The organism is Arthrobacter sp. TMN-50 (assembly GCF_054511125.1).
Genome location: NZ_JBTNDG010000006.1, coordinates 112008 through 133138 on the forward strand (window position 1 = coordinate 112008; position 21131 = coordinate 133138).

The following is a 21131-nucleotide window of genomic DNA, read 5'->3' on the forward strand; positions in this document are numbered from 1 at the left end:
GTTATGACGTCGCCGACGACGCCGCTCCTTAGTTTGGAGCCGGCCCCGGGCCTGGTGCTCGCCATTGACGTGGGCGGCACAGATATGAAATCAGCACTGTCGGACCAGACCGGAGCCCTACTTGACATCCGCCGCACCGCCACGCCCGCGAGGACCGGGGTGCCCGGGGAGAGCATTGTGCAGCGATCCGCAGAGTTTCTGGCCGAGTATCGGGGGGCCTGGCCGGACCACAGCATCGGGGCCATCGGACTGATCGCACCGGGCCTCGTTGACGAGGTCAACGGCGTCGGGATTTACTCGGCGAACCTGGGGTGGCGTGACTTTCCCTTCGTCGACCGGCTCCAGCAGGCGACCGGGTTGCCGGTCACTTACGGGCACGACGTCGGCGCCGCCGGCGACGCCGAAATGCGCTTCGGCGCGGCCCGCGGGCTCGACGATGTGGTGGTTATGATCATCGGCACCGGCATTGCCGGCGCCGTGTTTACCGGCGGCGAGCGGGTGCTTGCCGGTGGGTACGCCGGCGAACTGGGGCATGCCCTGGTACCCGGCGGCCTCAACTGCACCTGTGGCCTTCATGGGTGCCTGGAAACCGTCGGGTCCGCCGGCGCGATCGCCCGCCGCTACTCCGAACTCAGCGGCCGACCGGTGAGCGGAGCACGCGGCGTGTTTGCAACCGCCGCGGCCGGGGACACCATCGCCCAGCAGGTAATCGACGACGCCATCACCGCCCTGGCCTTCAGCGTTGCCCAACTTGTGGCGATCCTCGGTACGGAAGCGGTGGTGATCGGCGGCGGCCTGGCCCAGGCCGGCGAGGCACTGTTCGGCCCGCTGCGTCGGCAGGTCGAGAAAAACCTTTCCTTCCACCGCCACCCGGTCCTTCTCGAGGCCCGGATGGGCCAGGACGCCGGGCTGATCGGCGCCGCACTGCGGGCCCGCCGCCTGTTGGAGGCGCCATGAGCGCACCGGACCTGCCCGAATCGGCGCTGCGGGTCAGCGGGCCGGTCCTCACGGTAACGGCCAACCCTGCCCTCGATCTGACCTACGCGATCCAGCGACTCACCCCCGGAGCGTCCCACCGGGTTCCCACCCCGCTGCTGCGGGCCGGCGGTAAAGGCGTCAACGTCGCGCGGGTGGTTCATCAGACGGGACGCCCGGCGTTCGCGGTCGGGCCGGTCGGGGGAGCATCGGGCGCCGAATTCAGGGCCGAACTGGCCGCCTCGGGTGTCCCACATGCGCTGACCGAGGTCGCCGCTGCTACCCGACGCAGCATGGCCTTCGTCGACGGCGACGTCGGCCAGACGAGCATCTTCAACGAGGCCGGCCGTCCCCTCACTACCGCGGAGTGGGAGGACCTGCTCCGCCTGGTGGATTCCCGCCTCGCTGGTGCCGGTGTGCTGGTGGGGTCAGGGAGTCTTCCCGATGGTGCTGCGACCTCTTTTTACGCTGATCTGGTGCGCCGCGCCAGGGTGCACGGCGTCCCCAGCATCATCGACACCTCCGGGGAGGCGCTGCTCACCGCAGCCGAGGCTGGCGCGGACGTGCTCAAACCCAACCACCATGAGCTCCAGGAGGCGACCGGCGCACCGACCATCGACGACGGAGCCCGGGCGTTGCTCGACCGTGGTGCCCGGGCGGTCGTGGTCAGCTGCGGGGAACAAGGCATGTACCTCTACCGGCTGGACGAACCACCACTGCAAGCGACCCTGCCCCGGTTCGAGGGGAACCCGACGGGAGCTGGGGACGCAGCGGTAGCCGCGATCGCCGTCGCGCTGGGCGCCGGCATCACCAGCGGGGAAACCCTGTTGCGGCTGGCGACCGCGTGGTCGGCCGCTGCGGTTCTGATGCCCGGGGCCGGCGAGCTCGACGCCAGCTACCGGACGCTTGAAGCAGCAGTCATCCTCAGCCAGGCTCAGCCAGTGACCACCGCACCAGCGACCACTGACTCACCGAGCACCGCCCCACCACAGCAGGAGACCGACGCATGACACTGACCCCGACTCATGATCTGATGGCCGCTGCGGAGGCTGCCGGCACGGGCATCGGAGCCTTCAACGTCATCCAGCTGGAAACTGCCGAAGCGCTGGTGACAGGGGCTGAGGCCGCCGGGCTGCCGGTGATCCTCCAGATCTCCGAAAACTGCGTCAAATACCATGGGAGGCTGGAACCCCTGGCGCTTGCCACTCTCGCGATCGCCCGGTCGGCCCGGGTGCCGGTCGCCGTACACCTTGATCACGCCGAGGATCCTGAACTGGCGTTCGCCGCAGTGGACCTGGGGTTCGGGTCGGTAATGTACGACGGCGCTGCCCTGGACTTCGACGATAACGTTGCCACCACCACCCGGGTGGCCGCCTACGCGCAGGAACGCGGCGTGTTTGTGGAGGCGGAGCTGGGCAAGGTCGGGGGGAAGGACGGAGCCCACGCCCCCGGCGTCCGAACCAACCCGACGGAGGCCGCAGCATTTGTGGCGGCCACCGGTGTTGACGCGCTTGCCGTCGCCGTCGGCTCCTCCCACGCCATGACGCAGCGGAGCGCCGAATTGGATCTGGCGCTCATTGCCGCGATCAAATCAGCGTTGAACGTGCCCTTGGTGCTGCACGGATCTTCGGGGGTTTCCGATCACACGCTTGCTGCGGCGATCCAGGCCGGAATGACCAAGATCAATGTCTCCACCCACCTGAACAGCCTCGCCACCCGGGCTGTCCGCCTGTACCTTGAGCGCAACCCCTCGGCCGTTGACCCGCGGAAGTACCTGGGGGCCGGGCGTGCTGCAATCGAAACGGAGGCGGCCCGCCTGCTGACCCTGTTTGCCGCGGGGGACCGGGCCACGTCGTCGGTTCGCACGTCGTCGGTTCGCCTAACCGGGAACGGGCCGGCAGGATGAAACGCGCAGAACGGCTCAGCGCCATTCTCGATCTCCTCTCTGAAGCCAGCCAGGTGGATGTCGATGAGATTGTCACCAAGCTAAAGGTTTCGCCAGCTACCGCGCGGCGGGACCTCGACAGCCTTGCCGAGCAGCGGCTGCTCACCAGAACCCACGGCGGGGCCACCATCGAGAGTGTCGCCTATGACCTGCCGGGACGCTACAACCGGGACGCGTATGCGGAGCAGAAGCGGGCGATCGCCCAGGCCGCCAGCGACCTGATTCCCAAAGGGGCGGTGATTGGGCTGTGCGGCGGGACCACCAGTACGGCCATAGCGTCGGCCCTCAGTAAGCGCAGTGACCTGATGGAACCCTCGAACAAGCCCACCCTCACCGTTGTCACCAATGCAATCAACATTGCCGCCCAGTTAGCTGTCCGGCCGAACTTCAAGATTATGGTCACCGGCGGAATCGTCAACCCACGATCCTACGAACTCGTCGGATCGTACGCTGACGCGGTGCTGCAGCGGGTAGCCCTGGACTTCGCTTTCGTGGGAGTCAACGGACTGGATCCGATCGTGGGACCCACCATCAGCGACGAAGGTGAGGCTGCGGTCAACGCGATGGTCGCCAGACGCGCGTCCACCGCCTATGTCGTTGCCGACTCATCAAAGATCGGCACCCGCCGTTTCGCCACCATGACTGGCTATACCTTCAGCAATCTGATCACCGATTCAGGGATCACCGACGATCAACTGCAGGCCTTCGAGAAGCACGGCACTGCGGTGATCGTCGCGCCGACGGTGGGGCCCGACTAGCACCAAGGAACGCCCACTAGGATGGCTGGCATGTCCACCGAACCACCTAAGGCGCCGGCCACGTCGAGCGCCGCCGAAAGCTCCGCACCCGTTCAGCGCCGGCGGATCACCGCAGAGATCACCATCGTCCTCGGACTGTCCCTCGGCCAATCCGCCGTGTACGCCGTGGTGAATCTGTTGGACAAACTGAGCAAGGCGCCCCTCGCGGCGCAGACCACCCGGCTAAACCCGGTCCTCAACGACCGACAGTATTTCGACCTGGCGTACCAACTACTGGGCATTTTCTTCGCCCTGGTCCCCGTCTTCCTGGTCCTGCTTTTGCTCACCGAGCCCGGCAAATCGGCGTTCCGAACTTTGGGATTCACTTTCAGCAACCCGAAGACCGACTTCGGGTTGGGTGTCGGTCTCGCGGCAGTGATCGGTGCTGGCACGGTGGGCGTGTATGCGGCGGGTCGTGCGCTGGGGATTACGACGGCGATCGAACCCGCAGCGCTCGACGCCTACTGGTGGACGGTACCCGTCCTGATCCTTTCAGCGGTGCGCTATGCGGTGCTCGAAGAGGTCATTGTGGTGGGCTACCTCTTCCACCGGCTCCGGCAGCTCGGCTGGTCGGCGCCGGTGATCATCCTTACGAGTGCCCTACTCCGGGGGAGCTACCACCTGTACCAGGGCTTCGGGCCGTTCATCGGCAACTTCATCATGGGCCTGATCTTTGGCTACGCCTACACGAGGACCAAACGGGTGATGCCCCTGGTTATTGCCCACGCGGTCCTCGACATCGCCGGGTTTGTGGGCTTCGCCCTCTTCGGCCCGGCGATCGGAATCGGCGCGTAGCAACGGCGACCCCTTTACACGGGCTGGCTAGATTTCCACCAGGCCATTGGCTGTCTGGAAGGTCACCGACATGACGCCCGGGGTGCCGTTCGGCGCCACCCAGTGCACTGCGACGCCATCGAGAGGCTCAGTGGCGTCGGTGCCCAGCCACTCGGCGATGCGATCGGGGGAGCCGGCGATCGTCAGCGAATCAAGGCGGGCCGACGCCGGTTTGGCCTGCGACGGATGAAGTGCCTCGGTACCGTCGTCCCACCGCAGCATGTAGGGGACCTGCGGGTCAGCGATGAGCCCCTTGATCCCGATCTGCTGCCAGGTTAGTTCCTGCCCATCCGGAAATTTGCGGTTACCCGGCACGGCGCTCCGGCCCAGCCGCTGCTCGAATGGGGCCAGATCGTCCACCGCGACGCACCAGCCCATCCAACCGCCGCCAGCTTCGGAGCGGGCACGCACTGCCTGCCCGAACGGAGCTTTGTCCGAGGCCGGGTGGTTCAGCACCTCGACCACTTCCAGGTACTGGCCATTGAGCATCGGGAAGATCATGTTCCGGGTGCCGAAGCGGGGGTGTACACCACCCTTTACAGGGTCGACGCCCAGGGCGTCGGAAATCCTCCCAGCAGTTGCTACGAGGCCGTCGGGTTCACAGGCATATGAGACATGGTCCAAGCGCATGGCCTTAGTTTGGCACTTTGTGATCTGTGTCTCGACTTAGGGTACCCTTACCATGTCTTCAGGCCACAGACGTTCACATATTTGCGCCGGGAGGTGCTTTTCGGGTTATCTAGGAATAGGTCACGAGTGCCAGCACGGAGCGGAACGCCCGCTCCACCAAGCCCCGGCTTGCTGGACGGCAACCCTCCTTCGCGGTGGGGTGCCCCGGGTGACGACCAGGCGGCGGGCAGGGTGTCAGGCGCAAGCGCGAACTCCAAGGCGGGCGATACCAGTGGCAACACTTCACACGACACAGCAGGGCCCCGGCCCGGGGGCGCCCAGCGACGCCTCCCTGGCCCCTGCTGAAGGTCTCGACGGCGTCCTCCGCACTCGCAGCCTTGGGGCCTTCACTTGTGAAACCGGGGGGCACCTCCCCGACCTCACCCTCGCGTACGAAAGCTGGGGCACCCTCAACGACGATCGATCCAACGCCGTCCTGATCCAGCACGCGCTGACCGGCAGTTCCCACGTCGCCCGCGGCGACTCGGCTGAGGACGGCTGGTGGGACCAGCTGGTCGGCCCCGGGAAAACCATCGACACCACCCGATATTTTGCCGTGTCCATCAACATGCTCGGCGGGTGTTACGGGTCAACGGGACCGGCTACCGCGGATCCCGACGGCGTCCCCTGGGGTTCGCGGTTCCCCTACATCACGGTCCGGGACTCGGTCCGAGCTGAAGCACTTCTCGCGGATGCCCTAGGCATCGGGCAGTGGCATTCGGTGGTCGGTGGGTCACTTGGGGGGGCCAGGGCCCTGGAGTGGGCCCTTCTGTACCCGGACCGGGTCAACCGGTGTGCGGTAATTGCGTGCACGGCGGCCAGTTCGGCCGAGCAGATTGCCTTTGCCCAGGCGCAGCTTCGGTCCATCCGGTTGGACCCGGGCTTCGCTGGCGGTGACTATTACCCGGGCCCCGGGCCGGTTGACGGACTGGGGCTGGCGCGACGGATTGCCCACATCACCTACCGGTCCGAGCCCGAACTTGAGCACCGCTTTGGCCGGACCGCCCAGGGCGGTGAGACGCCGTTCGGTTCCCCGGATCCCGCGGACCGTGGTCGCTACCAGGTGGAAAGCTACCTCGATCATCAGGCCGACAAACTGGTGGAACGGTTCGACGCCAATAGCTACGTTCTGCTGACTGAAGCCCTCATGGGCCACGACGCCGGCCGCGACCGGGGCACCCTGCAGGATGCTCTCCGGAACGTCAGCGCCGAGTTCTTCATTGCGGCGGTGGATTCGGACCGGCTGTATTACCCGGGCCAGTCCCGCGTCCTGGCGAAGGCCCTGCCGGGTGAGGTGCCGGTGCACATGATCAACTCTCCGATCGGTCACGACGCTTTTCTGACGCAAATCCAGCAACTTGACGGACTGCTCCGGGAGGCCTTCTACTCCGCGCCCTGACGCAATATATCGTCGTCGCCGGGTGGCCAGCATGGTGGGTCCCTAACCGGCGGCGCCCGGTGGCATTCCCGGGCCGAAGATGGGGGCAGCGTCGGGTCGTTTGGCCAGTATGCCGTCCCCGGCGGATTGGCGCCGCAACCGGCGCAGTACCCAGGGCACGAAATAGACCTTGGCCCACACCAGATCCTCGGTTCGGGCGGTACGCCACCTCTTATGGGGGAGCGGCTGTGGTTCGAGGGCCGTCAGAGAGTGGGGGACGGCGAGGGTTTCGAGCACCATCATGGCGATGGTGTGGTGGCCCAGCGGTGAGAAATGAAGTCGGTCGTCGTCCCACATCCGGGGGCTGACCAGCTGCCGCAAGGCCCACATATCGGCGATCAGCGCGTCGTGGTGGGCGGCGATGATCCTCAGGTTCTCGTTGTAGATGGCGGTCCTGGACCGGAAGTTGCCGAGCACGGATTCCCGCGCATCGGGGCCCGTGAACAGCACCACGGTCGCGTGATCGGCGCGCAACGCCCCGACGGCGTCATCCAGGCGCGCCGCCAACTGGTCAGGATCGCCACCGGGGCGGATCAGGTCGTTACCGCCGGCCGAAATGGTGATCAGGTCCGGTTTCAACGCCAGGGCCGGCTCCACCTGTTGGTCCACAATCTGTTGCAGCAACCGGCCACGGACCGCGAGGTTGGCGTACGCGAAATCATCGCGGCTCCTGCTGAGTTCTTCGGCCACCCGGTCGGCCCAGCCACGGTTGCCACCCACGCTCTCGGGATTGGGGTCCCCAATACCCTCGGTAAACGAGTCGCCCAGCGCCACATATCGCGTCCAGGGGTGAGGGGTGCTGTTCTGGGCAGGGTGAGAGTCCGGGGGCAGGTACAGGTTCCGGTTCATCCTCCTATCCTGTAACAGACGTCCACCGAACGCGACCCCCGGCTGGGTACCGCCAGCCAGTGCATGCCAGAATACTTCAATGACTCTTTCGGAAATGCCCCATACTCCAGCCGCCGAACAGCTCACCGTGCCGGCCTGGGACCCGGTGGTCCTCTGGTCGCGGCCCGAAGCCGAGCGGCAGGGCACCGCCCTGCTCGTCATGTTCCACGGGCATCTCGCCAACGAGGAGGATCTGATGGGGCTGGCGGATCATCTGCCGTCCGATCTCACGGTGGCGTCAGTCAGGGCGTCCCACGCCCAGGGTCCGGGTTACACCTGGTTCCCCCTGTCGCAGGACACCGGATATTCGGTGGAACTTGTCACCGACTCCGTCGCCCGGGTGGCGACCTGGCTGGACTCGGTCAGGGGAGCGCACACCAGCGTTTCGCTGCTCGGATTCTCCATGGGTATGGCGGTCGCGACCAGCCTCCTGCGCCACCGTCCGCGGGATTTCACCGCCGTCGTCGGCCTCTCAGGGTTCGCGGTTCCCGCCGAGGGGAGCCCATTCTTCAACGATGACGACGCCGCGGCCCACCCGGTACCACTGTTCTGGGGACGCGACCAGGAGGACCCGGTGATCACTGCCGACCGAATCGAATTCACCCACCGCTGGGCGGTCGGCCACACCACCCTCACCAAGGTGCTCTACGCCGGGATCGGCCACAGCATCAGCATGCGGGAACTGGCGCATGTGAAAGAGTTTATTGAGCTCACAGTGTTTGGGATTGAACCGCAGCCTAGCCGCGGGTAATTCGTATCGAGGCACCATTGACGGTCACTACATCGCCGGGATGAAGCTGGGCACCACGCCGCTCCTCGATCGCGCCGTTGACCTTTACAAGTCCGTGATCCACCAATTCTTTGGCCTGCGCGCCGTCCTCAGCGAGGCTGGCTAGCTTCAACAGTTGGCCCAGCCGGATCATGTCATCAGTGATCTCGACGGTGTCGTCGGCGGGCGGGTCAACGTCGTGGGATTTACTCATGGGACCATTCTGCCCGACCGGGCCGGCTGACATGGCACGAACTGGCGCGGTACCTAGACGGTACCGCTCCGGTGATGAGGCTGCCATAGGATCAATGAGTGTCACACCACCCCCGGCTTCCCCTGGTCTTCGGCCTGCTCCTCGCCGTCCTAGCCGGAGTAGCCATCCCCCTGCAAGGCAGAATCAACGGTGCCCTGGGCACCCACCTCAACGACGGCGCCGGCGCTGCCCTGGTCAGTTTCGCTATAGGGCTAGTAGTGATGGGGTTGATCACCTGCGTGTTGCCCGGGGGACGGGCCGGTTTCCGGCAGATCCTTCCCTCTGTTCGGGAACGGCGCTTCCCACCCATCTATCTCGCGGCTGGCACCATCGGAGCCTTTTTCGTCTTCTCCCAATCACTGACCATCGGGGTCCTGGGTGTGGCGCTGTTCACGGTGGCGGCGGTGATGGGCCAGACCCTCAGCGGGCTGCTGGCCGACCGCGCGGGGATCGGCCCGGCAGGCAAACGACCGCTCACCACGATGCGGCTGATCGGGACGGCGCTCGCCGTCGCCTCGGTAGTGTGGGCAGTGTCGCCCCGGTTCGGTGCCACCGGCGACCTTCGGTCCTGGCTGATCCCCGTCCTACTCCCGGTGCTCGCCGGTTTCCTGATCAGCTTCCAGCAGGCCATGAACGGCACCTCGGCGGTCCACTACGGCACCCCCATCATCGCCACCCTGGTCAATTTTATCTCCGGAACATTGGTGCTGTTCGTGGCGTGGCTGATCAAAACCCTGATTGCCGGGCCGGGCGAGACACTGCCCACCGAGTGGTGGTATTACCTGGGCGGCCCTCTGGGGTGTGTCTTCATCGGACTCGGCGCGGTACTGGTGCGCAGCATGGGGGTATTACTCACCGGGCTCGGCATGATCGGTGGACAGCTGGTGGGTTCGTTGCTCCTCGACCTCGCGCTTCCCACCCCGGGCACGGTGGTGGAACTAGCCACAGTGGCAGGACCCATCCTTACCCTCATCGCCATTGTGCTGACCACCCTGCCCTGGCCCAGACGCGCCCTGCGCTTCCGCTGACCCACCCCGGCCTGCCGCAGCCCGCGGCGGGAGCCCCCCGATAGGCTAGGGTTATACCTTCGATTCGAGCAGGCCCCAGCCCATTCCCTGGGCCAATTCCCTGCCGGACACCACCACGGACCGCACCCAGCGGCCTGTAGAAATGGAGAATCACCTTGGCGAAGAACCAGTCCGCACTCGACCCCATCATTTCCCTCGCGAAACGCCGCGGCTTCGTCTTTCAGGCGGGGGAGATCTACGGCGGCTCACGGTCGGCCTGGGACTACGGGCCCCTCGGCGCCGAGCTGAAGGAAAACATCAAGCGCCAGTGGTGGCAGTCAGTGGTCCGGGGACGCGACGACGTCGTCGGCCTTGACTCTTCGGTGATCCTCCCGCGCAAGGTGTGGGAAGCCTCCGGCCACGTCGACGTGTTCAGCGATCCCCTGGTGGAATGCCTGAGCTGCCACAAGCGGTTCCGTGCCGACCACCTTGAGGAAGAATATGAGGAGAAGAAGGGCCGTCCCGCCGAGAACGGTCTGAAGGACATTGCCTGCGCCAATTGCGGTACCCGCGGCGAGTGGACCGAGCCACAGGAATTTTCCGGTCTGCTGAAAACCTTCCTGGGCCCGGTCGCCAGCGAGGAGGGCATGCACTACCTGCGGCCCGAAACCGCCCAGGGCATCTTCGTGAACTTCAACAACGTCCTCAACACCTCCCGGAAAAAGCCACCATTCGGCATCGGCCAGATCGGCAAGAGCTTCCGCAACGAGATCACGCCCGGCAACTTCATCTTCCGGACCCGAGAGTTTGAGCAGATGGAGATGGAATTCTTCGTCGAGCCCGGTACCGACGACGAGTGGCACGAATACTGGATCAAGAGCCGCTTCGACTGGTACACCGGTCTGGGCATCAACCCGGATAACCTGCGCTTGTTCGTGCACCCCCTGGAAAAGCTCAGCCACTATTCCAAGGGCACCACCGACATCGAATACCGGTTCGGGTTCCAGGGCTCGGAGTGGGGCGAGCTGGAAGGCATCGCCAACCGCACCGACTTCGATCTGTCGACCCACTCGAAGCATTCGGGGACCGACCTGAGCTACTTCAATCAGGGCACCAACGAGCGGTATACGCCCTACGTGATCGAACCCGCCGCCGGCCTGACCCGGTCCTTCATGGCCTTCCTCGTGGATTCCTACACCGAGGACGAGGCACCCAACTCCAAGGGCGGCGTCGACAAGCGCACCGTCCTGAAACTGGACCCGCGCCTGGCCCCGGTCAAGGCTGCCGTCCTCCCGCTGAGTCGCAACGAGGACTTGTCGCCCAAGGCCAAGGATCTCGCCGCCCAGCTACGCCGGAACTGGAACATCGACTTCGACGACGCCGGTGCCATCGGCCGACGCTATCGTCGTCAGGACGAGATCGGCACCCCGTTCTGCATCACCGTCGACTTCGAGACTCTCGACGACCAGGCGGTGACCATCCGCGAACGCGACACCATGGCCCAGGAGCGGGTGTCGCTGGACAAGGTGGAGGGTTATCTCGCCGCCAGGTTGATCGGCTCCTGATGGCGTTGCATTACCGCGAATGGCGTGACGGGGACGACCTGGAACTGATCCAGCTGTGGGGTGGATCAGAAAACGCCCAGGTCGAGCAGGCCCGGGCGCTGTTCCGTCCGTCGTCCAACAACCCGTGGCTGCGCTGCATCGTGGCCGAGGACATTGTGGGCACAGACGCCGGAGTTCCCGTCGCCGCGGCGTACGTCTTCGAGCCGAAGCTGCACAACCAGCGGCTGTGGGCCTACGTCGAGGTGGCCGCCGACCACCGGCGCTCCGGTGTGGGGTCCACGCTGCTGGGCATGCTGCGCAACGAGGCCAGCGGCTCGCCGTCGGGTACCACGAAGCTGCGGGCAAAGGTCATCCCGGGCAGCACCGGCGGGGAGTTTGCGGCGGCGTCAGGGTTCGGGCAGATCCAGCGGTCACGAATTGTGAAGGTCGAACCTGGCGCTTTGTCACTGCCGGTGTTCGACGACGCCGGCGGGCCGCAACTGGACGAGGCGGCGACCGGATCGGTGGAACTGACCACCGCCGTCGCCGCCTGGTACAACGCGGTGCATGCCTGGGATCCAGCTGACATGACCCTTGGCCAGGCCCAACAGTATCTGCTCGCCGACACCACGGGGGCAGGCGGAGCGGTGGTGCTCAGGGACAAGCCACGCGCCGACGGCGGCACGATCGCCGCGTTCGCGATCAGCTACACCCAGGCCCGGACCGACGATCCAGCCGACGTGCTGGTGGGCTACCGCCCCGAGCTGGCTCCGGCCGAGCAGGAGGCCGCTGTGGCTTCCCTGCTCGCGATGCTGGTCCACCAGTTCCCGGTGCTGCTCGAGGTGGACGATTCGATGACCGCGCTGGTCCATGTCGTCGAGCCTCTGCTGGCCATGGGGTCAGCGACGGTGAGCGCCCCCGAAACCCAGGTCGTCGGCGACTAGCTCGCCCCTGTTACCTCGAAGAACGGGGACGCTGCCTCAAAATTGTGCAGTTATGGCGAGTGGCCCCAAAGAAGTGTGCAGCTCTGGCGGGTTGGCGCGATCCTAACCCGCCAGACCTGCACACTTGCTTCCGGCGGCGGGGCGCCTGGAGGAGATTACCCGCCATACCTGCGCATAAGTTCGCCGCCGATCGGGGGAGCGAAGCGTGCTGCCCGTGCCTCTCCCGCTATTGCCGTTTGTGCCGGCCAGCGGCCGTGTCGTGGGCATCCGCGGCGATACGTTCCTCCTCGGTCATGGCGCCACCACCGAGGTGGGCAGGCTGCCACCAGGCGCCGGTCTCGGGAACCAGCGGGAAGTCGGCAATGCCGCGGTCAATCCCGTCCTGGAGTTCGGCCCGCAGCAGTTCCGTTTCATTGACGACGTCGGCATCCGCACCGTGCCAGATCGGCTTACTGACGTGGACCCGGACCGGAGCCCGGAAGACGGTCTTGAGGGACAGCTTGCGGCCCCGGCTCATCAGACGATGCGACCCCCACACCGAAATCGGGATGATTGGCACCCCGGCCTCCGCCGCCAGGCGCACAGCACCGGTCTTCAACTCACGGACGGTGTAGCTGCGGCTGACCCCGGCTTCGGGCAGGATCGCCACATATTCGCCGGCCTTCAGCTTTTCCAGCGCAATCTGATAGGCGGCGCTTCCGGCGCTGCGGTCAACGATCACGTGTCCCGCCGCCCGGATGGCCGGTCCGGCGAACCAGTGCGACCCCGCGCCCTTGGTGATGAGGAACCGCATCTGGGCGCGCGCGTGCTGCCACAGCACCAGCTCCGCAAACGCAAAGTCAAGGTACCCGAAGTGGGTGATCGCGACAACCGCGCCCTCGCCCGGCACCGGACGGCGGGACTGTCCGTTCCGCGGTCCGGGCGGCAGCAGGTTCTCCTGGCCGGTGACGATCACACGGATGCGGAACGCGAACCGGAGCGCCTGCCCGGTCCGCACGATCATCCGGTAGAAACGATCGTTGGGTTGCGGCTGCCAGCGGGCAATTTTCTCAGAGAGCCGACTCAGGATGATGCACCTCGTCCGGGTTTGGGTGGAAGCGGGAAGAAGCCGCTGGTGTTCTCGATGTACTCGCGGTAGCCGGGCCGCGTGCCGAGGCGCTTCTCGGTCAGCGGTTTCCCCGTCTTGTTGGACAGGGTCCAGAACATCAGGGCGGGGGAGAGGATGGTGAGGACCCCCGGCCAGGAATCGGCTGCCACCAGGAACAGGCCCACCCAGACGGCGGCATCACCGAAATAGTTGGGATGGCGGGTGTAGCGCCACAAACCACTGTCCATCACGGTGCCCTTGTTGGCGGGATTGTTCCGGAAGGCGGCCATCTGGTAATCGCCGACCGTCTCAAAGAAGAAGCCAACCAACCAGATGAAAGCTCCCACCCAGGCCAGCCACCCGAGCGGACCCGTCGCGTACATGGCCACCTGAATGGGAAGTGACACAAAGAGCATCACCACTCCCTGCGTCAGGTAGATCTTCCGCAGCGCGAATACGTTGCGGGAGCCGGGCGCCTCGCTGAGCATGTCCTCGTAGCGCGGGTCCTCGGCCCCGTCGCGGGCACGCCAGCCGATGAAACCGGCAAGCCGCAGCCCCCACACAGTGGTGAGGATCAGCATGAGCCAGCGGCGGGCGTCGTCGCCGCCTGAATCGGCGGAGGTCACGAAGGTGACCGCTGCGATCACTACGAAGCCGAGTCCCCACGCCGTATCGATCACGGAATGGCGTTTTTGGACCTGTGCCAGGGCGAAGGTGGCGCCCAGCAGCACGACGACGCCGAGCGCCGCCCAGCCGAAGCCTTCAACGAAGCTTGGAAACGGAAAATCAGGCATCGCGCACCTTTGATGGGTTGGTTAGGGCCGGTTGCTGGACGGTGATGGTCAGACGGTGATGGCTAGGGGCTGGTCGCTGACCAGGAGTTCCCGGGCGGGCCGGGTGCCGTCGGGATCCACCGCAGCCCCCGTATCCTCAGCGAAGCACTTCAGTACAAACGAGGCGGTGAGCTCATGCCAGAGGGTGGCCTTCTTGACCATGAAATGTCCGGCGTTGGTGACGGTGACGTAATGCACCTCGGTGGCCAGCGCGCGGGCACGGTGGGCATAGCGCAGCGATTGCCGGTGCGAGGTCCAGCGGTCCGAGTCGCCGTGAAGGATCAGCACGCGCCGACCGGTCACTGGCTCTGCGGGGGTGGTCTCACTCAGCCACGGCGCGAGGGATACCACAGCACGGACCTGGGGATCATCGGCGGCGCAGAGCGCAACCAGCCCGCCCATGGAGTGGCCGACCAGATAAATGGGAACCCCGGGATGCCGGTCCTTAATCGCCGCCAGAGCCCAGCGGGCATCGTGGAGCGGTGACATTTCCTGTCCGTTCCAGCCGCGCACCCGGTTGCGGAGGGTCCACACCTCAAGGCCGTGGCTGGCACCGCGATGGTGAATCTGAGCCGCGAAGGGGATCATCCGCACCGGGCTGAGGTGGCGTGCGCGCACCGGTTCGAAACTGTTCGCCCGGCCGCCGTGGAGCACCAGCGCCACCCCCTTGACCGTGCCCGTTGCCTTCCGGACGGTGATTACCGGTGCATGGGCAACCGTCCCGGCGGGAACCTCATCCGATTCACTAAACCGCTCCTTCATCTGCCTTTTCCGCCTACTGCGTTGTGTCTGTCAAACCGTGGTTATAGCTTATGTCCAGAAGAGGGCGCGTCCCGTTCCCGCGTAGAATCCCGTAGAGCACCCACCCAGTGCACTGAACACCCTCAAGGAGAGCTAGGAATCTCGTGGGCCACAGCCACCCTCATGACACAGGCAATTCGGAGCCGAGCGCAGCAACGATTGGCGCCCGGCAGCGGGCAAACCTATTGCTCGCCGCCATCCTGGTCCCGGTGGGCGTCCTGACGATCATCGGCATGATCCTCCTCTGGCCCAGCGGCGATCGCAGCAGTGTCACCATCGCCAACCCGTATGCCACCGCGGAGGGGGTCTCCATCGAGGTGGGACAGGTGGAACGGGTGTCGCTGGAGGACTGTCCCTCGTCCCAGCCCACGGTCGACGCCGGTGGCGAAGCGCTGCAGTGCCAGGTGGCCTCAACGGTGCCCGACGCCGGCGGGCCACCGATCCCCGTGGAGGTGACCCCCGAGCTCGCCCGTGCCGGGGCCGTCGAGGCCGGGGACAGAATCCGGTACCTGAATCTCGACGGCGTCATCCAGGGCGGCAGCGCGCCTTACATTTTCATTGACTTTGTCAGAACCGTGCCGATGATGTGGCTTGCGGTGCTCTACGCGGTGGTGGTGGTCGCCGTCGCGCGCTGGCGTGGACTGCGGGCGATGATCGGCCTGGTCGGCGCGCTGGTGGTGCTGGCCCAGTTCATCCTGCCAGGCCTCGTGGAAGGCAAGCCGCCGTTGTTGTTGGCTCTGGTGGGGTCGGTGGTGATCATGATCGGCGTGCTGTACTTCGCCCACGGATTCTCCGCCCGAACGTCGACAGCCCTGCTCGGCACCCTCTTCGGCCTGTCGATCACCGCGCTCCTGGCGGCCTGGGCCACCGAGTCGATCTACCTGTTCGGGGTGGGCGACGAGAACGCGTACGTGCTGGTCAACGCCTCAGGGGAGGTGTCGATCTCCGGGATCATCATGTGCGGCCTGATCATTTCCGGGCTGGGCGTGCTCAACGACGTGACCATTACCCAGTCGTCGGCTGTCTGGGAGCTATACGAGCTGGCTCCCAACACCTCGGCCCGCCGGCTGTTCTCCGGCGCCATGCGGATCGGGCGGGACCACATCGCGTCCACCGTCTACACGATCGCCTTCGCCTACGCTGGTGCGGCGCTGCCGTTGCTGATCCTGGTCTCGCTTTACGACCGCACCGTGCTGGAAAACCTCACCAGTGGCGAGCTCGCCGAGGAGGTGGTTCGCACCCTGGTGGGTTCCATCGGCTTGGTGCTTGCCATTCCAGCTACCACCCTGATCGCCGTCCTGGTGGTGAAGGCGGTGGGTATTCGCGGACACGCACTGGATGGCGACGGCGGCCCGACTCCCGGGGTCCTCGCCGCCGGGAGCTCAGTTACCGAAGGTGCCGGCGCGGGCGGGGGCACCATCGCTGGGGGGTCCACCGACGGGCCCGGCGCCGGTCTGGTCGCCGTCCAGACCCGACGCTCCCGTCGGGACGCCGCAGACCGCAGCAACGACTAACAACCTGCCGGGGCAGAACACGACAGAACACGGCGGAACCCGACAAAACACGCCGCGAACCTGCGGCCCTTCCCGATTTGCCTCCGCTTGCGACAATGGACAAGTGACTGTTGTATCAACGCTGCCCGCCGACACGCGGCTTGACCTGCCCCCACTGCAGCTCGGTGGAATCACCGTCAAAACGCCTGTGGTGCTCGCGCCGATGGCCGGGATCACCAACACAGCGTTCCGCCGCCTCTGCCGCGAATACGGTGGCGGCCTGTATGTCTCGGAAATGGTGACCTCCCGCGCCCTGGTGGAGCGCAACCCGGAGTCGCTGCGGATCATTTCGCACGACGACGACGAGGCGGTCCGCTCGGTCCAGCTCTACGGCGTCGACCCGGTCACTGTTGGCGCTGCGATCAGGATCCTCGTCGAAGAGGACCGCGCCGACCACATCGACCTCAATTTCGGGTGCCCCGTCCCGAAGGTTACCCGCAAAGGTGGTGGTGCAGCGCTGCCCTGGAAGCTTGACCTGTTCACTGGCATCGTGCAGACCGCCGTCCGGGAAGCGTCGAAGGGTGGAATCCCGCTCACCATCAAGATGCGCAAGGGCATCGACGAGGATCATCTGACCTTTCGCGAGGCCGGGAAGATCGCACGGGACAGCGGCGTCGCAGCCGTAGCCCTGCACGGACGCACCGCATCGCAGTTTTACTCCGGCAAGGCCGACTGGAACGCTATCGCCGAACTCCGCGAAGCCCTGCCCGACATTCCGGTTTTGGGCAACGGTGACATCTGGTCGGCGGAGGACGCCATCAGGATGGTGCGGCAGACCGGCGTCGACGGCGTCGTCATCGGTCGTGGCTGCCAGGGCCGGCCCTGGCTGTTCGGTGACCTGATGAACGCGTTCGAGGGAGACAGCAGCAGGCACCAGCCCGGCCTCGGCGAGGTGGCCGCGACCGTCTACCGCCACGCGGAACTGCTGGTGGACACCTTCGGCAACGAGATGATGGCGCTACGGGACATCCGCAAGCACATGGCCTGGTATTTCAAGGGTTACGTGGTGGGCGGGGAGCTGCGCGCCAAGCTGGCTGCCGTTCCCACCCTTGAGGTGTTGCGGGAGCTGTTGGCCGAGCTCGACGCCGGCTCCCCGTACCCGGGTGTCGACGCCGAGGGTCCGCGCGGCCGTGCCGGCAGCCCCAAGAAAACCTCGCTACCGCAGGACTGGCTGAACTCCCGGGCCCTCAACGATGCGCAGCAGGCGGACATTTCCGCTGCAGAAGTGGATGTCTCCGGTGGCTGAATCTCCCAGGAGCTTCCCGCATGCGCCGGTCACTGCCGGGTACACCGACGCCGACATGCAGCGGTGGGTCGACGAGCCCGCCAAGAGCACCCACCGGTCCCACTTCGAGCGCGACCGCGCCCGGGTCCTGCACTCCTCGGCGCTGCGACGCCTCGGTGCCAAGACCCAGGTGGTCGCCCCGGACACGGATGACTTCGTCCGGACCCGTCTCACCCACAGCCTCGAGGTCGCCCAGGTGGGCCGTGAACTGGGCCGCGCACTGGGTTGCGACCCTGACATCGTCGACGCCGCCTGTCTTGCCCACGACCTCGGGCATCCGCCCTTCGGCCATAACGGCGAATCCACGCTCAACGATCTGGCGCATTCGGTCGGCGGTTTCGAAGGCAACGCCCAGACCCTGCGCCTCCTGACCCGGCTGGAACCGAAGGTGATCCGCGTCGACGGCACCCCGGCCGGACTGAACCTCACCCGAGCCAGCCTCGACGCTGCCTCGAAGTACCCGTGGACCGCCGCGAACGCGCCGGTCCGCCACGGGCAGCGGAGCTCCAAGTTCGGCGCCTACGAGGACGATCTGCCGGTCTTCGACTGGCTCCGGGAGGGCGCCCCCGCCGGCCAGTCCTGCCTCGAAGCCCAGGTGATGGATCTGGCCGACGATATTTCCTACTCGGTGCACGATGTCGAAGACGCCATCGTCGCCGGCCATTTCCAGCTCAAGCAGCTGGACAGCTCCGACCAGCGCGCCCGGGTGGTCGGGTACACCCAGCAGTGGTACCTCCCGGACAGCGACCCCGCGGCGGTGGAAGCGGCCCTCACCCGCCTCGAGGCGACGGACATGTGGGTGCGCGACGCCGACGGCAGCCGGCGGTCGATGGCCGCCCTGAAAAACATGACGAGCCAGCTGATCGGCCGGTTCTGCCTGAGCGCACTCGCCGCCACCCGTGCGCTCTACGGCCACGATCCGCTCACCCGGTACCACGCGGAAATGGTGGTCCCCGGGGAAACCGAATTGGAGATTGCCGTCATGAAGGGCCTGGCCACCACCTTCGTGATGACGACCGAGCGGCGCCAGCCTGTCTACGAACGCCAGCGGGAGGTGCTCAGTTCGCTGGTCGCCCAGATGTCGGCTGCGGGAGACAGGTTCCTTGAACCGACCTTCGCTGCGGACTGGAAAGACGCCCCCGACGACGACGGCCGGTTGCGGGTCATCATCGACCAGGTCGCTTCCCTGACCGACGCCTCAGCCCTGGCCCTGCACCGACGGGCGGTCGGACCGGTCCCGTCCCTCTGGTAGCCGGCGGCGCCGGTCACCGGTGGTACCCCGTGGGGCACTCCTCCTGCACATGGGGTCCCGGCGCAACCCCGGGGTAGCGGCGACGCATAGACTGTTTTCATGGCCGGACTCATCAAGCGTGAAGACATCGATGAGGTACGCCAACGCACTGACATCAAAGAGATTGTCGACGGGTACGTCACGCTGAAATCCGCTGGCGTGGGCTCCTACAAGGGGCTGTGCCCGTTTCACGACGAGCGGTCGCCGTCGTTCCACGTCCGCCCCCAGCTGGGCTCCTACCACTGCTTCGGCTGCGGCGAGGGTGGAGACGTTATCTCGTTTGTCCAGAAAATGGACCACACGTCCTTCTCCGAGACCGTCGAAAAGCTTGCCTCGAGGATCGGCTTCGAGCTGAGGTATGAGGACGGGGGGACCGGCCCGCGCCGGGAGGACATTGGCAAACGGCAGCGCATGCTCGATGCTCACAAGATCGCCGCTGAGTACTACCGCGACCAGCTCCTCACCCAGGGCGCCGCCGCTGGCCGTCGGTTCCTGCAGGAGCGCGGCTTCGACCGGGCCGCCGCCGAATTGTTTGGGGTGGGCTACGCCCCGCAGGGGTGGGACGGACTGTTGACCCACCTCACCGGCAAGGGTTTCACCCAGGACGAGCTCAAGCTCACCGGCATGTTCAGCGTCTCCTCCAACAACGCCCAGCGGATTTACGACCGGTTCCGGGGCCGGCTGATCTGGCCGATCCGCGACATCACCGGCGACACCGTCGGGTTCGGGGCGCGGAAGCTGTACGAGGAGGATCAGGGCCCCAAGTACCTCAACACCCCCGAAACGTCCCTGTACCGCAAATCCCAGGTGTTGTACGGCATCGACCTGGCCAAACGGGAGATCGCCAAGGCACGTCAGCTGGTGGTGGTCGAGGGCTACACCGACGTGATGGCCTGCCACCTCGCTGGGGTGGGGACCGCCGTCGCCACCTGCGGTACCGCCTTCGGAGCCGACCACATCAAGATCGCGCGCCGGCTCCTGTCCGACGACGGGTCCGGTGGGGAAGTGGTCTTCACCTTCGACGGCGACGCCGCCGGTCAGAAGGCGGCCCTGCGCGCCTTCGAGGAGGACCAGCGGTTCGTCGCGCAGACCTACGTCGCGGTCGAGCCCAGCGGCGCCGACCCGTGCGAGCTGCGCCAGGCCAAGGGCGACGACGCCGTCCGCGGCCTGATTTCCTCACGCAGGCCACTCTTCGAGTTCGCCATCAAGGCATCCTTCGGCAACTACGACCTGACCACCGGTGAAGGTCAGGTCAACGCGCTGCGGCATGCTGCACCGATCGTCGCCCGCATCCGTGACGTGTCGCTGCGGTCCATTTACACCCGTGAGCTATCCCGGTGGTTGGGCATGCAGTTCGTTGGCGAGGACCAGGTGGCCCGCGCCGTGGCCACTGCCGCCCGCAAGGGGACCGGGGTGAGCGCTGGCACGAGCGGCGGATCGGGTGCCGGATCCCGGGAGAACGGCGCGTCGTCGTCCTCCGACGGAGCAACCACACCCGGCGGATCGGACCAGGGGCGCGAGGTGCAGCAGTTCCAGCGGCCGGACCCCAGGGACCCGATCGGCAGGATGGAACGCGAAGTCCTTGAGGTGGTCCTTCAGTACCCAAACCTGCTGGAGCCGGTGCACTGGGAAAGGTTCACCGAGTCGGAGTTCTCGGAGCGCGTGTACGGCGTGCTGAAAGACGCTGTACAGGCGGCGGGCGCAGCCAGCGTGGATCCAGCCCAGTGGGTGGAACGGGTCCGCCAGGAGGTCCCTGAGGTGTTGCGGGGATTGGTCACGGAGTTGGCTGTCACGCCGCTGCCGTCGAAGGCCGAGGATGCACTCGCCCTCTACTGCCGGGACATTCTGAACCGGCTCTACGAACTGCGCATCACCCGGCTCAAGGCCGAGATGCAGGGGCGGCTGCAGCGGGTCGACGCCGCCGCAGACCCCGAGCAGTACGTGCAGTTACAGCGAGATCTGCTGGAGCTGGAAATGCGTCGTCGGCAGTTGCGTTCCGACTAGTTACCAGCCAATTTCACTTCCCCGCTCTCGGTATGTAAAGTTGGATCTGCTGCTTTCCTCCGTAGCTCAATTGGCAGAGCATTCGACTGTTAATCGAAGGGTTACTGGTTCAAGTCCAGTCGGAGGAGCCATCAAACCCCTTCCCACCAGCTTCGTGCTGGCGGGAAGGGGTTTCCTTTTTGGCACGAGGATCCCTGCGCGAAGCGTAGGCTGA

Annotated in this window: 20 protein-coding genes, 1 tRNA gene and 1 riboswitch; of the genes, 15 read left to right on the forward strand and 6 right to left on the reverse strand. The window is 66.0% G+C overall.

What is annotated here, in order from left to right:
• The first annotated feature begins 3 nt into the window (after nucleotides 1-3).
• Genes ACX80A_RS09560 through ACX80A_RS09580 form a run of 5 tightly spaced genes read left to right on the forward strand, consistent with a single transcriptional unit; the run spans nucleotide 4 to nucleotide 4512 of the window.
• On the forward strand, nucleotides 4-957 hold the full coding sequence (locus ACX80A_RS09560; protein WP_459259470.1) for an ROK family protein: 954 nt from the start codon (nucleotides 4-6) through the stop codon (nucleotides 955-957).
• Nucleotides 954-1985, forward strand: coding sequence for a 1-phosphofructokinase family hexose kinase (locus ACX80A_RS09565; protein ID WP_459259471.1), 1032 nt, complete (start codon nucleotides 954-956; stop codon nucleotides 1983-1985). The genes ACX80A_RS09560 and ACX80A_RS09565 overlap by 4 nt, the downstream gene beginning before the upstream one ends.
• The gene (locus ACX80A_RS09570) at nucleotides 1982-2881 is read left to right on the forward strand and encodes a class II fructose-bisphosphate aldolase (RefSeq protein ID WP_459259472.1); all 900 of its coding nucleotides are present in this window, start codon (nucleotides 1982-1984) and stop codon (nucleotides 2879-2881) included. The genes ACX80A_RS09565 and ACX80A_RS09570 overlap by 4 nt, the downstream gene beginning before the upstream one ends.
• Nucleotides 2878-3678: a DeoR/GlpR family DNA-binding transcription regulator gene (locus ACX80A_RS09575; protein ID WP_459259473.1), complete on the forward strand. Its 801-nt coding sequence runs from the start codon at nucleotides 2878-2880 to the stop codon at nucleotides 3676-3678. The genes ACX80A_RS09570 and ACX80A_RS09575 overlap by 4 nt, the downstream gene beginning before the upstream one ends.
• 30 nt (nucleotides 3679-3708) lie before the next feature.
• Nucleotides 3709-4512 carry a CPBP family intramembrane glutamic endopeptidase gene (locus tag ACX80A_RS09580; RefSeq protein WP_459259474.1) on the forward strand — a complete coding sequence of 268 codons (804 nt, stop codon included), beginning with the start codon at nucleotides 3709-3711 and terminating at the stop codon, nucleotides 4510-4512.
• A gap of 27 nt (nucleotides 4513-4539) precedes the next feature.
• On the opposite strand, the gene ACX80A_RS09585 is transcribed toward ACX80A_RS09580, so the two are convergent.
• Nucleotides 4540-5181: a VOC family protein gene (locus ACX80A_RS09585; RefSeq protein WP_459259475.1), complete on the reverse strand. Its 642-nt coding sequence runs from the start codon at nucleotides 5179-5181 to the stop codon at nucleotides 4540-4542.
• A 118-nt stretch (nucleotides 5182-5299) separates the two neighbouring features.
• Nucleotides 5300-5434: riboswitch (SAM riboswitch) on the forward strand.
• Between the two features lie 18 nt (nucleotides 5435-5452).
• On the opposite strand from ACX80A_RS09585, the gene metX reads away from it, so the two are divergent.
• Nucleotides 5453-6619, forward strand: a complete 1167-nt coding sequence (metX, locus tag ACX80A_RS09590) for a homoserine O-acetyltransferase MetX (protein WP_459259476.1) — start codon at nucleotides 5453-5455, stop codon at nucleotides 6617-6619.
• 42 nt (nucleotides 6620-6661) lie between these two features.
• Here metX and ACX80A_RS09595 read toward each other — a convergent pair whose 3' ends face one another.
• Nucleotides 6662-7507 carry an SGNH/GDSL hydrolase family protein gene (locus ACX80A_RS09595; protein ID WP_459259477.1) on the reverse strand — a complete coding sequence of 282 codons (846 nt, stop codon included), beginning with the start codon at nucleotides 7505-7507 and terminating at the stop codon, nucleotides 6662-6664.
• A 79-nt stretch (nucleotides 7508-7586) separates the two neighbouring features.
• On the opposite strand from ACX80A_RS09595, the gene ACX80A_RS09600 reads away from it, so the two are divergent.
• Nucleotides 7587-8297 (forward strand): alpha/beta hydrolase, encoded by a 711-nt coding sequence (locus ACX80A_RS09600; RefSeq protein ID WP_459259478.1) that lies wholly within the window; start codon nucleotides 7587-7589, stop codon nucleotides 8295-8297.
• Here ACX80A_RS09600 and ACX80A_RS09605 read toward each other — a convergent pair.
• Nucleotides 8284-8529, reverse strand: a complete 246-nt coding sequence (locus ACX80A_RS09605) for an RNA-binding S4 domain-containing protein (protein WP_459259479.1) — start codon at nucleotides 8527-8529, stop codon at nucleotides 8284-8286. The two genes, ACX80A_RS09600 and ACX80A_RS09605, sit on opposite strands and share 14 nt — an antisense overlap.
• A 98-nt stretch (nucleotides 8530-8627) precedes the next feature.
• Here ACX80A_RS09605 and ACX80A_RS09610 point away from each other — a divergent pair, with 98 nt between their 5' ends.
• From ACX80A_RS09610 to ACX80A_RS09620, 3 genes are all read left to right on the forward strand, one after another.
• Nucleotides 8628-9596, forward strand: coding sequence for a DMT family transporter (locus tag ACX80A_RS09610; protein WP_459259480.1), 969 nt, complete (start codon nucleotides 8628-8630; stop codon nucleotides 9594-9596).
• Nucleotides 9597-9751: 155 nt separating this feature from the next.
• A complete protein-coding gene (locus tag ACX80A_RS09615; protein ID WP_459259481.1) occupies nucleotides 9752-11140 on the forward strand; it encodes a glycine--tRNA ligase in 1389 nt (462 codons plus the stop codon).
• The gene (locus ACX80A_RS09620; RefSeq protein WP_459259482.1) at nucleotides 11140-12063 is read left to right on the forward strand and encodes a GNAT family N-acetyltransferase; all 924 of its coding nucleotides are present in this window, start codon (nucleotides 11140-11142) and stop codon (nucleotides 12061-12063) included. Before ACX80A_RS09615 ends, ACX80A_RS09620 begins: the two co-directional genes overlap by 1 nt.
• A 226-nt stretch (nucleotides 12064-12289) precedes the next feature.
• Here the strand turns inward: ACX80A_RS09620 and ACX80A_RS09625 are convergent, their stop codons facing one another.
• From ACX80A_RS09625 to ACX80A_RS09635, 3 genes are read right to left on the reverse strand one after another with little or no spacing between them, the layout of a single operon-like run.
• Nucleotides 12290-13066 (reverse strand): lysophospholipid acyltransferase family protein, encoded by a 777-nt coding sequence (locus ACX80A_RS09625; protein WP_459259483.1) that lies wholly within the window; start codon nucleotides 13064-13066, stop codon nucleotides 12290-12292.
• A 59-nt stretch (nucleotides 13067-13125) separates the two neighbouring features.
• On the reverse strand, nucleotides 13126-13944 hold the full coding sequence (locus ACX80A_RS09630; protein ID WP_459259484.1) for a DUF1295 domain-containing protein: 819 nt from the start codon (nucleotides 13942-13944) through the stop codon (nucleotides 13126-13128).
• 48 nt (nucleotides 13945-13992) lie between these two features.
• Nucleotides 13993-14745, reverse strand: a complete 753-nt coding sequence (locus ACX80A_RS09635; protein WP_459259485.1) for an alpha/beta hydrolase — start codon at nucleotides 14743-14745, stop codon at nucleotides 13993-13995.
• A 143-nt stretch (nucleotides 14746-14888) separates the two neighbouring features.
• Here ACX80A_RS09635 and ACX80A_RS09640 point away from each other — a divergent pair, with 143 nt between their 5' ends.
• The 5 genes from ACX80A_RS09640 (at nucleotide 14889) to ACX80A_RS09660 (ending at nucleotide 21048) form a co-directional block, all read left to right on the forward strand.
• Complete coding sequence (locus tag ACX80A_RS09640; RefSeq protein WP_459259486.1) at nucleotides 14889-16298, forward strand: YibE/F family protein; 1410 nt, start codon at nucleotides 14889-14891, stop codon at nucleotides 16296-16298.
• Nucleotides 16299-16401: 103 nt separating this feature from the next.
• A complete protein-coding gene (dusB, locus tag ACX80A_RS09645; protein WP_459259487.1) occupies nucleotides 16402-17583 on the forward strand; it encodes a tRNA dihydrouridine synthase DusB in 1182 nt (393 codons plus the stop codon).
• On the forward strand, nucleotides 17567-18874 hold the full coding sequence (locus ACX80A_RS09650; RefSeq protein WP_459259488.1) for a deoxyguanosinetriphosphate triphosphohydrolase: 1308 nt from the start codon (nucleotides 17567-17569) through the stop codon (nucleotides 18872-18874). Before dusB ends, ACX80A_RS09650 begins: the two co-directional genes overlap by 17 nt.
• A gap of 99 nt (nucleotides 18875-18973) precedes the next feature.
• Nucleotides 18974-20917, forward strand: a complete 1944-nt coding sequence (gene dnaG, locus ACX80A_RS09655) for a DNA primase (RefSeq protein ID WP_459259489.1) — start codon at nucleotides 18974-18976, stop codon at nucleotides 20915-20917.
• Between the two features lie 55 nt (nucleotides 20918-20972).
• Nucleotides 20973-21048: transfer RNA gene (locus tag ACX80A_RS09660), tRNA-Asn, on the forward strand.
• Nucleotides 21049-21131: the final 83 nt, after the last annotated feature.

Bases quoted from the DNA above. Each gene is read 5' to 3' on its own strand.
- ACX80A_RS09600 (WP_459259478.1), top strand. From the start codon at position 7,587: ATGACTCTTTCGGAAATGCCCCATACTCCAGCCGCCGAACAGCTCACC.
- dnaG (WP_459259489.1), top strand. From the start codon at position 18,974: ATGGCCGGACTCATCAAGCGTGAAGACATCGATGAGGTACGCCAACGC.
- ACX80A_RS09605 (WP_459259479.1), bottom strand. From the start codon at position 8,529: ATGAGTAAATCCCACGACGTTGACCCGCCCGCCGACGACACCGTCGAG.
- ACX80A_RS09625 (WP_459259483.1), bottom strand. From the start codon at position 13,066: ATGATCGTGCGGACCGGGCAGGCGCTCCGGTTCGCGTTCCGCATCCGT.
- ACX80A_RS09620 (WP_459259482.1), top strand. From the start codon at position 11,140: ATGGCGTTGCATTACCGCGAATGGCGTGACGGGGACGACCTGGAACTG.
- ACX80A_RS09595 (WP_459259477.1), bottom strand. From the start codon at position 7,507: ATGAACCGGAACCTGTACCTGCCCCCGGACTCTCACCCTGCCCAGAAC.
- ACX80A_RS09580 (WP_459259474.1), top strand. From the start codon at position 3,709: ATGTCCACCGAACCACCTAAGGCGCCGGCCACGTCGAGCGCCGCCGAA.
- ACX80A_RS09585 (WP_459259475.1), bottom strand. From the start codon at position 5,181: ATGCGCTTGGACCATGTCTCATATGCCTGTGAACCCGACGGCCTCGTA.
- ACX80A_RS09565 (WP_459259471.1), top strand. From the start codon at position 954: ATGAGCGCACCGGACCTGCCCGAATCGGCGCTGCGGGTCAGCGGGCCG.
- ACX80A_RS09650 (WP_459259488.1), top strand. From the start codon at position 17,567: ATGTCTCCGGTGGCTGAATCTCCCAGGAGCTTCCCGCATGCGCCGGTC.
- ACX80A_RS09570 (WP_459259472.1), top strand. From the start codon at position 1,982: ATGACACTGACCCCGACTCATGATCTGATGGCCGCTGCGGAGGCTGCC.
- ACX80A_RS09630 (WP_459259484.1), bottom strand. From the start codon at position 13,944: ATGCCTGATTTTCCGTTTCCAAGCTTCGTTGAAGGCTTCGGCTGGGCG.
- ACX80A_RS09560 (WP_459259470.1), top strand. From the start codon at position 4: ATGACGTCGCCGACGACGCCGCTCCTTAGTTTGGAGCCGGCCCCGGGC.
- ACX80A_RS09635 (WP_459259485.1), bottom strand. From the start codon at position 14,745: ATGAAGGAGCGGTTTAGTGAATCGGATGAGGTTCCCGCCGGGACGGTT.
- ACX80A_RS09575 (WP_459259473.1), top strand. From the start codon at position 2,878: ATGAAACGCGCAGAACGGCTCAGCGCCATTCTCGATCTCCTCTCTGAA.